The organism is Plesiocystis pacifica SIR-1 (assembly GCF_000170895.1).
GTDB lineage: Bacteria > Myxococcota_A > Polyangia > Nannocystales > Nannocystaceae > Plesiocystis > Plesiocystis pacifica.
In genome coordinates, this window is record NZ_ABCS01000035.1 from 43,137 (window position 1) to 56,397 (window position 13,261).

Consider the following 13,261-nt stretch of genomic DNA (forward strand, 5'->3'; position numbering starts at 1 on the left):
CTGGAGCCGCAGCCTTGTATCGAGAAAAGCGCATCGTCGTCACCGGGATGGGCATCAACACCCCCATCGGCGACACCCTCGACGCCTTCTACGCCAACCTCCTCGCCGGCAAGTCGGCGATCACCAAGTGGACCTTCATGGAGAACCCCGAGGTCTACTCCAAGGTCGGCGGTGACCTGAGCAACTACGACGCCAAGGCGCGGGTCAAGGGCCTCAAGGAGGTGCTCCAGCCGAGCATGCACAAGCGCCTGCGCCAGCTGGTCAAGAAGGCCCCCTTCTCGACCAAGATCTCGGCCATCGTCGCGGCCGACGCGTGGATCGACGCGGGCCTGGTCGGCAAGGAGGAGACCCTCGACCCGACCCGCCGGGCCACGCTGATCGGCGGCCACAACCTCAACGAGCGCTACTTCTCGTCGAACTACGAGACCTTCCTCGACGAGCCGGACTACATCGACTCGATGGCCGCGCTGCTCATGCTCGACACGGACCACGCCGGGACCGTGAGCGAGGTGCTCGGCAACCAAGGCGCCGCCTACACCCTCGGGGGCGCGTGCGCGAGCGCCAACATCGGCCTGCGCAGCGCCATCGACGAGATCCGCCACCACGACCACGACATCGTGGCCCTCGTGGGCGCGGTCCTCGACTTCTCGCAGATGGGCCCCCACGCCATGGCGATCATGGGCGCCATCACCTTCCAGAGCTTCAACGACACCCCCGAGCTCGCCAGCCGCCCCTACGACTCGCGGCGCGAGGGCTTCGTGCCCAGCCACGGCGCGGCCTGCCTGGTGCTCGAGGAGCTGGGTCATGCCCTCGACCGCGGCGCGCGGATCTACGGCGAGGTGCTCGGCTGCACCTCGACCTCGGACGGCTCGCACCTGCCCTCGCCGTCCACCGAGGGCCAGGCCCGGACCGTCGCGCGCCTGCTCAAGCGCTGCGAGATCAAGCCCGAGCAGGTCGACTTCGTGTGCGCGCACGCGACCTCGACCCCGCTGGGCGACCTGAGCGAGGTCAACGCGCTCAAGAAGGTGTTCGGCGACCACGCCTACAAGCTCAAGATCAACGCGCCCAAGTCCATGCTCGGGCACACCTGCTGGTCCGCGCCGGCGGTCGAGACCGTCGCCGGGCTGCTGCAGATGCAAGGCGGCAAGCTCCACCCCTCGATCAACATCGAGAGCCAGGACCCGGCCATCGACCTCGACGTGTGCGCCAACGAGGCCGTCGATCACCAGATCGACATCATGCTGAAGAACTCCTTCGGCTTCGGCGGCCTCAACTGCTGCGCGCTGTTCAAGCGCTTCGACCCCAACTCGCTCTGAGGCCACCATGTTCTACTTCGTCACCGGAGGGTCCCGAGGCATCGGCGCGGGCATCGTCGAGTACGCGGCCGCCCGCGGCCACCACGTCGCGTTCACCTACGTGGCCAACAAGGACGCGGCCGAGAAGTCCCAGGCCGCCGCGCTCGCGGCCGCCAAGGCGGCCGGCCACGAGGTCCAGGTCAAGGCCTACCAGCTCGACGTCAAGGACGTCGCCCAGGTCGAGGCCGTGTCCGACGCGGTGCTCGAGGACTTCGAGACCATGGAGGTCATCGTCAACTGCGCGGGGGTCAACCGCGACAACCTGCTGATCTCCATGAGCGACGAGGAGTGGCGCGAGGTCCTGGCGACCAACCTCGACGGGCCCTTCTACGTGTGCCGGCAGTTCCTGCCCGCGCTGATGGCCAACCGCTTCGGGCGGATCATCAACATCTCCTCCATCCAGCACAACGGCGGCTCCGGCCAGGCCAACTACGCCGCGGCCAAGGCCGGGCTCCACGGCCTGACCAAGACCCTGGCCAAGGAGTACGGCCGGCGGGGCATCACCGCCAACGTGATCGTGCCGGGCTTCTTCGACACCGACATGACCCGCGAGACCATGCCGCAGGTCAACAAGGACTACTGGAAGAAGTACTGCCCCATGCCCAAAGGACGCATGGGCAAGGTCTCCGAGCTCGCCGCGACCGTCGAGTTCCTGGCCGCCCGCGACTCGTTCATCAACGGCCAGGTCATCGACGTGACCGGCGGCCTGGGCTGGACGACCTGACCGAGAGCACCCGAGCGAAGCGCATGGCCGAGATCATCCAGATGCGTCAGAACCGGGTGGGGATCGAGAAGATCTTCGCCTACCCCTGCACCCTGAGCCTGGACATGGTCGCCCTCGCCGAGGCCCGCGGGGTCTCGCCGGCGCACCCCCTGGACGAGCTGTGGGTCGAGTCCCGCTCGCTCAACCCGGTCTGGGAGGACCCGGTGACGATGGCGGTCAACGCCGCGCTGGGCCTGCTCAACAGCGGAGACAGCGAGATCGACCCCAAGCAGGTCGAGATGATCGTCGTCGGGACCGAGTCGAGCGTGGACTTCGGCAAGCCGATCTCGAGCTGGGTCCAGCGCCTGTCGGGGGCGAGCGCCAACTGCCGCAACTTCGAGACCAAGCACGCCTGCTACGGCGGCACCGGCGGGCTGATGGCCGCCGCGCACTGGGTCGCCAGCGGCTTCAACCGCGGCAAGAAGGCCCTGGTGGTGTGCGCGGACCAGAGCCGCATGCACCTGGGCAAGCCCTGGGAGTTCGTGCTCGGGGCCGGGGCCACGGCGATGCTGATCTCCGACCAGCCCGACTTCCTCGAGTTCGAGCTCGACAAGAACGGCTACTGGACCAACGAGATCAGCGACACCTACCGGCCGACCTCGCGCGACGAGGTCGGGCACGCGGACACCAGCTTGTTCGGCTACCTGGAGGCCGTGGAGGGCTCGGCCGAGCACTTCATGGAGGTCGCCGGCGAGCCCGACTACGACAGCTTCGCGCGGCACATCTACCACGTGCCCTTCGGCGCCATGACCTACCGGGCCCACCGCGCCGTGGTCCGTCGGTGGATGAGCCTGCCCAACAAGCAGATCCGCCCGCACTTCGAGCGCAAGAGCAAGCCGGGCCTCAAGTACAACCGCCGGCTCGGGGGCACCTACACCTCGGCGACCTTCCTGGCCATGATGGGCACGATCAGCGCCGCCGGTGACGAGCTGAGCGCCGGCGATCGCATCTCGGTGTTCTCCTACGGCTCGGGCTCGTGCTCGGAGTTCTACCCCGTGCGCGTGGGCCCCAAGGCCAAGGCGATCGTCGACGCGGCCGACCTCGACGGCCTGCTCGACGCCCGCCGGGCGCTGACGGTCCCGGAGTACGAGGCCGTCGAGAAGGCCCGGGCGACGACCGTCGACAACGCCAACTTCACCACGGACAAGGGCAGCCCCGCCGGGCTGTGGGAGGCCGCCTACGAGGGCAAGGGCCGCTGCGTCCTCGACGGCGTCGACGGCTGGGAGCGCCAGTACCGGCTGAGCTGAGCGATGCGGGTCCGCTGCGAAGCTCGAGAAGGCCCCGTGTGGCGGGTGCACCTGTCCCCGGGGGAGCGCGGCGAGGTCGCGCTGACGGGGGAGGGCATCGCCGAGCTCTCGGGCCTGATGGCCGCGGCCGAAGAGTCCGCGCGCTGCCGGGTGATCGTCATCGACTCGAGCCCGGGCGTGTTTTGCAAGGGCATGGACCTCGAGTTCCTCGTCGCCCACGCGGGCGAGGACCAGACCGAGAAGCTGCTCGACTACGCCCGCTGCATGGAGGCCCTGCGCGCGTCGAGCAAGGTCGTGGTCTGCCAGGTCGACGGCCAGGCCATGGGCGGCGGCGTGGGCCTGGTCGCCGCCGCGGACGTCGTGCTGGCCACGGCGCGCTCGAGCTTCGCGCTGCCCGAGTGCGTGTTTGGGCTGATCCCTGCCATGGTGCTGCCGCTGCTCTACGAGCGCATGCCCGTGCAAAAGGCGCGCTGGATGGCGCTGTCGAGCCGCGGCATCAAGGCCAGCCAGGCCCTCGACCTGGGCCTGGTCGACGAGCTCGTCGAGGGCCCGATCCAGCTCGAGCAAGCCACGCGCAAGATCCTCAAGCGCCTGTTGCGGGCGAGCCCCCGAGCCGTCGCTCGACTCAAACGCTACGCCAGTGAGATCGCCACGGCCAGCCGCGTCGAGGGCCTCGAGCTGGGGGCGCAGCGCACCGCGGCCGATCTCCTCGACCTCGAGACCATCGCCGCGGTGAAGGGCTTCATGGCGGGGGAGGTGCCGCCGTGGTTCGAGCGCTATCGTCCCGGGGGCAACAAGCGATGACCGACGCCGCCGAGAAAAATGTAGAGACCTCCGAGGTTGAGGCCGAGCCGGCCCCGCGCGTCGCGCTGAGCGTGAGCGACGAGGGCGTCGCCGAGCTGTGGATGCGCGACGAGGCCAACAGCAACGCCTTCGGCCGGGACTTCGTCACCGAGCTCGTCGAGGCCATGGCGGCCGTGGGCCAGGACCCGCGCGCCAAGGTCTGCATCGTCCGCGGCCTGCCCGAGGTGTTCAGCGCCGGCGGCGATCGGAGCGTGCTCTTGGACCTCGCCGACGGCCGGATCGCGCCCTACGACCTCGAGCTGACCCGCAGCCTGCTCGAGATCCCCGTGCCGACCATCGCCGCCATGGAGGGCCACGCCGTGGGCGGCGGGCTGGTCTTCGGCCTGGCCTGCGACATGGTCGTGATGGCCAGGGAGAGCCGCTACGGGACCAACTTCATGGACCTGGGCTTCACCCCGGGCATGGGCACGACCAAGCTGATCCAGTTCGCCGTCGGGGAGTACATCGCCGCCGAGATGATGTTCGGCTGCCAGTACTTCAAGGGCAGCCACTTCGAGGGCCGGGCGCAGGTCAACTACGTCCTGCCCAAGGCCAAGGTGCTGGCCCGCGCGCGCAAGGTCGCGACCCGGCTCACGGACAAGCCGCGCTTCGCCATCGAGCTGCTCAAGCGCCAGCTGGCCCTGCCGCGGCGCCTCGCCTTCGAGCAGGCCCGGACCGCCGAGGCGGCGATGCACCAGGTCTGCTTCCAAAACCCCGAGACGCGCCAGCGCATCCGGGAGAACTACGACCTCGCCAACTCCAGCGAGGGCTGACCCGCGACCGCGACTCCACTCCGACATGACCGAGACCGCTCTGACCCTCCACGACTACCGCGACAAGGTGGTGCTGATCACAGGCGGCACCAAGGGCATCGGCCGCGCCTGCGCCCTGGCCTTCGCCCGCATGGGTGCGCGCTGCTGGCTGACCCACCGCTGGGGCTCCGCCGACGAGGATGAGCTGCGCCAGGCCTTCCTCGACGTCGGCGGCCACCCGCCCGTGGTCGTCGAGGCCGACGCGTCCAAGCGCAAGGAGACCCAGGCCCTGCTCGCCAAGATGAAGGAGGCGGGGGTCGAGGGCGTGGACGTGTTCATCTCGAACGTCGCCGTGGTCGTGCGCGGCCAGGGCCTCGACGCCCACCAAAAGCGCTCGCTGACCAAGAGCCTCGAGTACAGCGCGTGGCCCTTCGTCGAGTACCTCAAGCGCATGCACGAGACCTTCGGGCGCTACCCGAGCTACGCCGTGGCGATGAGCTCCGACGGCCCGGACCAGCACTACCCGCAGTACGACTACGTCGCCGTGGCCAAGTCCGTGCTCGAGACCTTCGTGCGCTACATGTCGACGCACCTGCGCGACGAGGGCTGCAAGGTCAACGCCCTGCGCACGCGGCAGGTGCCCACCGACAGCTACGCGCAGATCTTCGGCGAGGCCAACACCGCGATCGCGGCCCGCTTCGCCGAGTTCGCCGTGACCCCCGAGGAGGTCGCCGCGACAACGGTGGGCATGTGCTCGGGGCTGTTCGACAGCTTCTCCGGCCAGGTCTTGCAGCTCGACCGCGGGGCGTCCTTCGTGGACAACATCATGACCATGGGTCAGCGCCTGCTCGGCGGGCAAGAGGGCGAGGAGGTCCAGGCCGAGCGCCCGCCCGTCGAGACCCCGACCATCCTCGCGCCCAAGGACGGCCCCGGCGCGGGCACGTTGACCGCCATGCTGCGCGAGCGCTTCGAGGGCAAGGGCGTGGTCATCACCGGCGGGACCAAGGGCATCGGCCTGGCCTGCGGCCTGGCCTACGGCGCCTGCGGGGCCCGGACCTACCTGACGAACCGCTGGGGCAGCGCCGACGAGGGCCCGATCCGCGCGCAGTTCGAGGCCGTCGGCGCCCCGCCGCCGGTCATCCTCGAGGCCGACGTCAGCAACGACGAGGACACCGAGGCCTTGATGAAGCGCGTGAAGGAGGAGGTCGGCAACCTCGAGGTGCTGATCGCCAACGTGTCCTTCGCCCACATCAGCCAGCACCACTCGGACCTGACCTTCAAGGGCCTCAAGCGCTCCCTCGAGTACAGCTCGTGGCCCTTCGTCGCCTACCTCCAGCACGCCAAGGCGAGTTTTGGAAAGCTTCCCCGGTACGTCCTGGGGATGTCCTCGCGCGGCCCGGAGTACTTCCTTCCTGGGTACGATTTCGTCGCGGCCTCGAAGGCGGTCATGGAGACTTTTTGTCGTTACCTCACGAGTGATCTGCTCGACGAGGACATCCGCATCAACGTGCTCCGCGCAAATCCCGTGGAGACGGACTCTCTCGAAGCCACTTTTGGGCCGGAATTCGCCCCGTTTTGCAAGAAATGGTACAGCGAGGGCTTCTTCATCCAGCCGTCCGAGGTCGCCGAGGCCGCCCTCGCATTGAGCAGCGGGCTCATGGACGGTGTCCGAGGTCAGGTCCTGCTACTGGACAGGGGCTTCGGATTTTCCGACAACGTGGTCCGTCTCTTCACCGAGCGCGAACGCTACGGACTCTGAAGCGACCTCATCCTCCGGGATGTCCCCCGCGCCACCCAGGCGCACTCCCCGCTACGGACCCCCTTCCGCCCACGGACTTCCGGGGCAGCAAACGAAACGAGAACAGGAGAACCAATGACCCGCGAAGATGTGCTCGAGGTCGTCACTCGTCACCTTCAGGACACCATCGAAGAGCTGGAGGACGTCGAGATCGACCCCGCGAAGTCGATGAAGGATCTCGGGGCCAACAGCCTCGATATCGTCGAGGTCGTGTCCTGCAGCATGCGTGAGCTCAAGGTCAAGGTACCGCGCTCCGAGCTGAACAAGCTGGAGAACATCAACCAGCTCGTCGATCTGCTGCTCGACAGCGTCGAGAAGCGCGACGCCGCCGCCGGCTGAATCCAGCCCCCAACCCATCCAAGAGGCGAGCCCCACGGGCTCGTCTTTTGTTTTTGGCGCGGGCGAGGTCGGGTTTCGAGCTCCGGCGTTTCGAGCCTCGGGGAAACGTGTTAGGCAGCGCCGACATGGCTCTCTCGGTCGGAATCGTCGGTCTGCCCAACGTCGGCAAGTCCACCCTCTTCAACGCCCTGTCCAACGCCGGGGCCGAGGCGGCCAACTACGCCTTCTGCACCATCGAGCCCAACCACGGGATCGTGCCCGTGCCGGACAAGCGCCTCGACGAGCTCGTCCGGGTGATCGAGCCCAAGAGCACGGTCCAGACCACCGTCGAGTTCGTCGACATCGCGGGCCTGGTCGCCGGCGCGAGCAAGGGCGAGGGCCTCGGCAACCAGTTCCTCGCCCACATCCGCAGCGTCGACGCCATCGCCCACGTGGTCCGCTGCTTCGTCGACGACAACATCCAGCACGTCGCCAACAAGGTCGACCCCCTCGACGACATCGAGACCATCGACACCGAGCTGATCCTGCGCGACATCCAGAGCCTCGAGAAGCGGCTCGAGCGGGCGCGCAAGCAGGCCAAGAGCGGCGACAAGACCGAGAAGCTCGCCCTCGAGCTGTGCCCCCGGATCATCGAGGCGATGAACGAGGGCAAGTCCGCCCGCGAGCTCGAGTTCACCGACGCCGAGGTCGAGATCCTCGAGGCCCTCGACCTGCTCACGGCCAAGCCCGTGTTCTACGTGGCCAACGTCTCCGAGGACCAGCTCGGCGACGGGCTCGAGGACCCGCTGGTCAAGCGCGTCGTCGACTACGTGAGCCCCAAGGGCGCGCAGGTCGTGGTCATCTCGGCCAACATCGAGGCCGAGATCGCGGCCCTCGACCCCGACGAGCGCGCCGAGTTCCTCGCCGACGTCGGCCTCGAGGAGGCGGGCTTGAACAAGCTGATCCGCACCGCCTACGAGCTGCTCGAGCTGATCACCTACTTCACCGCGGGCGAGAAGGAGTGCCGGGCGTGGACGATCCGCCGGGGCACGAAGGCTCCCGGGGCGGCGGGGGTCATCCACACGGACTTCGAGCGCGGGTTCATCAAGGCCGAGGTGATCGCCTGGGACTTGCTCGTCGAGCTGGGTAGCGAGGCTGCGGCGAAGGCTGCCGGGAAGCTGCGGATCGAAGGCAAGGAGTACGTCGTCAGCGACGGCGACGTGATGCACTTCCGCTTTAACGTCTGAGCTTGGCGAGGGTCGTGGGTGTTGGCCTGCGGTGCTCGGGCTCGGTTGGCTCCGACGGTGCACCGCGGCCTATTGCCTGTCTCCAAAACGCCTGCAGCAGGGGTCGAGCCACCACCACGGCGCCTCACCCCCGCCAAAACATTTCCCCTCGCCGCCCCGTGACCGGAGCCGCAGCGAGCGAAGCGAGCGTGAGGTGGATGAATCGCGCGCAGCGAAGCGAGCACGATTCATCGTCGGGGCGGACGCTGTCGAGGGCCTCCCGATAGCACCTCATGGGGAAAACCAGCCTGTCCTCCAACCCGGGCTGCATGCAGCAGTGGTTGGAGAACCCCGCCGCATGCAGCAGGTGCCCGTAGAACCCCGCCGCATGCAACACATGCAACCGCTCCTCAGCGCGCCGGCGCCCTCAACCAGATCTCCCGCTCACTCCGGCCGTAGCGAGCATCCTCCGGCAGCGTAAACGGCCCCGGCTGCAACCAGCACGGGATCATCTCCCCGCAGCCGTCCGCCTGGCAGTGATGCTTCACCAAATCAAACACCGGCGCCACCGCGTCACCCTCGGGGTCCACCGGCGCGTCCGCCTGAAACTGCAACATCAGCGAGCACGAGTTGCAGCACTCCCCGGCGGGGCAGGCTTCTTCCGTACACACGGCCGAGGCCTCGATCACCCCGGTCATCCCCGCGAGCTCGAAGGGCGGGCCCTCGTGCGGCGTCTGCCCCTTCCGGTCGGCCGTGGGTGGCTCCTCGTGCGGCGCCTGCCCCTGCCGGTCGCCCTTGGGCGCGCAGCCCAGGGCGACCCCGGCGAGCACGCACAGCAGCAGCCGACGGGTCACTTTCGGCCCTCCTTGCGGACTTGCAGCGTCCCCAGAATCAGCGCCACGCCGTTGAGCACGACCAGGACGATCATCGCGTGGTCGGCCACGCGCAGGATGCTCTGGGCCGAGGCGCCCACGGCGAGGATGCTGCCGATGACGAACACGACGCGGTAGCCGATGCCCGCGCCCTGGCCGAACACGAAGTCGGCCGCGCGGGCGCCGTAGCTGGACCAGGCGACCATGGTGGTCAGGGCGAGGATCAGCACGCACACGCCGAGCAGGATGTCGCCGCCGTGGTCGAGGCCGTGGGCAGCGGCGGCGGCGAGGTGGTTGGCGCCGACGGTGATCCGGCCCGAGGCGCTGAGGTAGGGGCCGTCCATGAAGGGGGCGACCTCGGCGGGGTGGGGGTCGTAGAGCTCCCGGCGCGAGCCCATGGCCTCGAGCTCGGGGTGGACGGCGACGAGGGCCCGGCGCTCGGCGTAGGGGCTGGTCAGGCCCTGGCGCTCGAGGCCCTTGCGGTCGAGGTAGGCCTGGGAGGCGGGGACCCGGACGGCGCTGTGGACCTCGACGTCGAAGGCGTAGGCGGGGGCGTCGAGGTAGGGGCCGGTGTAGTCGCGCCAGCGGGCGGCCTTGGCGAAGTCGGCGGTCTTGGGGTCGCCGCTGAGGAAGTGCAGGTAGCCGTTGCGGAACTCGACCGTGACGGGGATGCGGATGTCCTGGGCGGGGTCGGTCTTGTGGCGCAGCACCGCGTGGGTGGTGTCCATCAAAAAGCGCCACGGCGGGGTGATGTACTCGCCGGAGGCGAGCAGCTGGCCCACGTCGAGGCCGCGGCTGGGGCTGCGCAGCTCGACCGGCAGGCGGCTGCCGATGGGCGCGTCGAAGCCCTCGCGGGCGACCATGGCCACGGGCGGCCGGGCGCTGCCGTCGTCGAGGTAGGGCCCGCGGTACGAGGGCGACTCGACCGTGGTGCGCAGGCTCAGGGGGCGCCACTCGTTTTGATCGGCCGCGACCACGGCGTCGTGGTTGCCCCACTTTTGGTGGAACATGCGGACGATCCGGGCGCCGAAGGTGAAGTCGCCGTAGACCACGTAGGGCCCGTCGCGGACCTTGGACAGGCGGTAGAGGTCGATGTCCTCGTCGACGGGGGTGAGGCTCATCCACTGCGCGTTCTCGGGGCCGGCGACCTCGGTGGTCACGGCGACGCGGATGTCGTAGGCGGCGAGGTTGCGCCGCTTGGGGTCCTTGTCGCGGAACACCACCTCGGTGATGCCCTCGGCCTCGGGCCCGTAGCGGATGATGATCTTGTTGATGCCCTCCTTGACCGGCATCTTGGTCCCGCGCGGGCTCGAGCGCATGACCATGGGGTAGACGTGGTCGCGGCGCAGGCCCGCGGCGTCGGCGGAGGCGTCGGCCTCGATGGCGACGTCGGTGGGCAGGATGACGGTCTGCCCGGTCTGCAGGCTGCCGGCGGTGCCCCGGGACTGGGGCAGCTCGAGGGGGATCCACGCGGCCTGGACCTTGAGCGCGTCGGCCTCGTCGAGCTGGGTCACGTCGCCGTCGGCGAACAGCTCGGCGAGCTCCTCGAGCTCGGCCTCCGAGGCCACGCGGGCGTCGGCGGCGGGGCGGCGCTCGCCGGGCTCGTCGATGCGCAGGGCCGAGGGCGCGGTGGTCAGCACGGCGAGGGCGGTGATCGTGGGCACGAGCGCGCCGCTGACCAGGGGCACGAGCATGACCGAGGCGGCGGTGCGCTCGGGGTCGCGGGCGCGGTCGGCCTCGGGGGTGAAGCCCGAGCTGCCGAGGCCGGCCTCGGTGGCCAGGGTCGCGCGCAAAAAGCCTGCCTGCAGGGCGATCAGCACGCCGCCACCGGCGGCGCCGCCGAGGGCCGCGTCGCTGCCCGTGAACCCGCCGAGGATCGAGGCCAAGGCCTCCCCGGGGCTGCCGGGCGCGCGGGCGATGATCAGCACCAGGGCGACGACGTAGAGGGCCACGGCCACGGGGCCGATGGCGGCGACGAGGGTGCGCAGGCGCGGCACGGCCATGCCGATCGCCGCGACGCCGGCCAGGCTCATGACGACCCAGCTCGGGTCGACCATCAGGCCCTCGAGGATGAACGCGCTTTGCTGGGTCTGGAGCACGGCCCCGGCGGACACGCCGAAGATCATCAGCGCGAGGCAAAAGAGCGCGGCGAGGGGCCGACCGAGGGGCGCGGGCAGGTACTCGGTGAGCACGGCGGCCGCGTCGGCCTGGACCGGCGCGTCGTCGTCTCGCCGCTGCTTGCGACGTTTGAGCTCGAGGCGGACGCTGAGCCGGACCTCGGCGTAGATCAGCGCCATGCCGAGCAAGGAGGCGACCCACATCCACGCGATGGCACCGGGTCCGCCGAGCTCGAGGGCGAGCATGGACCCGCCGACGCTGCCCATGCCGACGCTCGCGGCCAGGAAGCCGCGCCGGCTCAGGGCGTCGCTCGCCTTGCCCTCGAGGGCTCGAGGGAGCTCGCGCAGCTGCGCCGCGCCCGTGAGCGCCGTGATCAACACGCCGATGGCGAGGACCGCGTAGACCAAGATCGCCTGGGCGATGGGGCTCATGTCCATCATCCCGGCGAAGGTAGCGAGCTTTGTGGGAGAACAGAAGACAACGCCGTTGGCAGGAACTCACCCGCCAACGGCGCCTCGGAACGCTGTGGGCCTCAGGGGAGCTACAGGATGTGACCCATCTTGGCCTTTTTGGTCATCAGGTAGTGCACGTTCTCTTCGCGCGACTCGCTGATGATGGCCTCGCGCCGCTCGACCTCGACGCCGTTGGCCTGGAGGCCCTCGACCTTCTCGGGGTTGTTGGTGAACAGCACGACCGAGTCGACCTCGAGGGCCTGGATCATCGAGGCGGCGACCTCGTAGCTGCGCAGATCCCCGTCGAAGCCGAGGTGGACGTTGGCCTCGAGGGTGTCGAGGCCGCTGTCTTGGAGCTCGTAGGCCCGGACCTTCTCGGCGATGCCGATGCCGCGGCCTTCCTGGCGCATGTAGACGATGAGCCCGACGCCCTCGGAGCAGATGCGGTCGATGGCCAGCTCGAGCTGGTCGCGGCAGTCGCAGCGCAGCGAGCCGAACACGTCGCCGGTCAGGCACTCGGAGTGCACGCGGGTCGGGACCGCGGACTTGCCGGTGATGTCCCCGGCGATGATGGCGATGTCGTCGATGCGTTGGCCGTCTCGCGTAGTGAACGAGACGATCTCCAGGTCACCGTGGCGCGAGGGCAGCTTGGCCCGGGCGTAGACGCGCACCATCGGGTTGATGGATAGCACTTCAGAATCCTCGGCTCGAATCGACGATACCTTGATAGAGCTTGTTGCTTGCAACCATTCCCTCGCGGATGGATTCAACTACGAGTTCCAGTAGCTCATCCTGGTCGCGCTGCAAGGTGTCGTAGTAGCGCTGGCGATCGACGTGGTGGACGATCGCGGGCCAGTAGCTCTCGTTCACGAGGATGTGGTTCATGGCCAAGCGTGCCACGCGACCGCTGATCTCCGGCCAGGGGAGGATGCGGATCACCTCGCGGTGCACTTCGCAGGCCAGCTCGATCGGGTGGGCGCGCTTGCACTCCTCGGTCCGGAACCAGTCGGTCAGCTTGCGCATGCGGTAGCTGATCTTGTCGGCCTGGGCCAGATCGTGGAAGTACATCCGGTGGATCGGGTTGTCCTTGCGGTACTGGACCTGATCCTTCTTGTCCGCGGGCAGCAGCAGGTGGTGGAGGCGCTTGAGCCAGTCGAGGTTCAGCGTCAGCCGCTTGCCGCGGGAGCCCAAGATGGCGTTGATGCCGTCGTAGAGCGAGGCGATGTGGTTGTACGAAGGGATCAGGTTGGGCGTGGAGATGATCTCCGGGTCGATCGCGGCCTTGATCTCGGCGACGGTCAACACGGTCCCTTCGAGGGCGAAGTCGTGGAAGATCCACGACATCAGGAACAGCTCGTCGAAGTTGGCCCGCTGCTGCGGCCCGAGCATGCCGAGCTTTTCGAGCAGTAGCTCGGAGGACTCGTGCAACTGGCGAAAATTCCTCGTTCGAGGCGGCATCGGGCTCCTTCGTGGGTTGCCGGGGCGATCGAAAAGCAAGCCCTTTCGACCCTCCGGGG

At 68.8% G+C, this 13,261-nt stretch carries 12 protein-coding genes; 8 read left to right on the forward strand and 4 right to left on the reverse strand.

Annotated elements, in window-relative coordinates; translation table 11 throughout:
* Positions 1–14: 14 nt before the first annotated feature.
* The 8 genes from PPSIR1_RS18930 (at position 15) to ychF (ending at position 8,323) form a co-directional block, all read left to right on the forward strand.
* Positions 15–1,316 (forward strand): beta-ketoacyl-[acyl-carrier-protein] synthase family protein, encoded by a 1,302-nt coding sequence (locus tag PPSIR1_RS18930; protein WP_006972730.1) that lies wholly within the window; start codon positions 15–17, stop codon positions 1,314–1,316.
* A gap of 7 nt (positions 1,317–1,323) precedes the next feature.
* On the forward strand, positions 1,324–2,079 hold the full coding sequence (locus PPSIR1_RS18935) for an SDR family oxidoreductase (protein ID WP_006972731.1): 756 nt from the start codon (positions 1,324–1,326) through the stop codon (positions 2,077–2,079).
* Between the two features lie 23 nt (positions 2,080–2,102).
* Positions 2,103–3,365, forward strand: a complete 1,263-nt coding sequence (locus PPSIR1_RS18940; RefSeq protein WP_006972732.1) for a hydroxymethylglutaryl-CoA synthase family protein — start codon at positions 2,103–2,105, stop codon at positions 3,363–3,365.
* A gap of 3 nt (positions 3,366–3,368) precedes the next feature.
* The gene (locus tag PPSIR1_RS18945; protein WP_086001481.1) at positions 3,369–4,169 is read left to right on the forward strand and encodes an enoyl-CoA hydratase/isomerase family protein; all 801 of its coding nucleotides are present in this window, start codon (positions 3,369–3,371) and stop codon (positions 4,167–4,169) included.
* Positions 4,166–4,981 carry a polyketide synthase gene (locus PPSIR1_RS18950; protein WP_006972734.1) on the forward strand — a complete coding sequence of 272 codons (816 nt, stop codon included), beginning with the start codon at positions 4,166–4,168 and terminating at the stop codon, positions 4,979–4,981. The genes PPSIR1_RS18945 and PPSIR1_RS18950 overlap by 4 nt, the downstream gene beginning before the upstream one ends.
* A 25-nt stretch (positions 4,982–5,006) precedes the next feature.
* Positions 5,007–6,719: an SDR family oxidoreductase gene (locus tag PPSIR1_RS18955; protein ID WP_006972735.1), complete on the forward strand. Its 1,713-nt coding sequence runs from the start codon at positions 5,007–5,009 to the stop codon at positions 6,717–6,719.
* A gap of 114 nt (positions 6,720–6,833) precedes the next feature.
* Entirely contained in the window at positions 6,834–7,097 is a 264-nt protein-coding gene (locus PPSIR1_RS18960; protein ID WP_006972736.1) for a phosphopantetheine-binding protein, read from the forward strand.
* 125 nt (positions 7,098–7,222) lie between these two features.
* Positions 7,223–8,323, forward strand: a complete 1,101-nt coding sequence (gene ychF, locus PPSIR1_RS18965; protein ID WP_006972737.1) for a redox-regulated ATPase YchF — start codon at positions 7,223–7,225, stop codon at positions 8,321–8,323.
* A 389-nt stretch (positions 8,324–8,712) separates the two neighbouring features.
* Here the strand turns inward: ychF and PPSIR1_RS18975 are convergent, their stop codons facing one another.
* The 4 genes from PPSIR1_RS18975 to PPSIR1_RS18990 all read right to left on the reverse strand — a co-directional run bounded on the left by PPSIR1_RS18975 (position 8,713) and on the right by PPSIR1_RS18990 (position 13,172).
* Positions 8,713–9,156, reverse strand: a complete 444-nt coding sequence (locus tag PPSIR1_RS18975; RefSeq protein ID WP_006972739.1) for a hypothetical protein — start codon at positions 9,154–9,156, stop codon at positions 8,713–8,715.
* Positions 9,153–11,732, reverse strand: coding sequence for an alanine:cation symporter family protein (locus PPSIR1_RS18980; protein WP_045116303.1), 2,580 nt, complete (start codon positions 11,730–11,732; stop codon positions 9,153–9,155). The genes PPSIR1_RS18975 and PPSIR1_RS18980 overlap by 4 nt, the downstream gene beginning before the upstream one ends.
* A gap of 101 nt (positions 11,733–11,833) precedes the next feature.
* Positions 11,834–12,436, reverse strand: coding sequence for a GTP cyclohydrolase II (gene ribA, locus PPSIR1_RS18985; protein ID WP_157595709.1), 603 nt, complete (start codon positions 12,434–12,436; stop codon positions 11,834–11,836).
* A gap of 1 nt (position 12,437) precedes the next feature.
* Complete coding sequence (locus tag PPSIR1_RS18990; protein ID WP_006972742.1) at positions 12,438–13,172, reverse strand: Fic family protein; 735 nt, start codon at positions 13,170–13,172, stop codon at positions 12,438–12,440.
* Between the last annotated feature and the right edge of the window lie 89 nt (positions 13,173–13,261).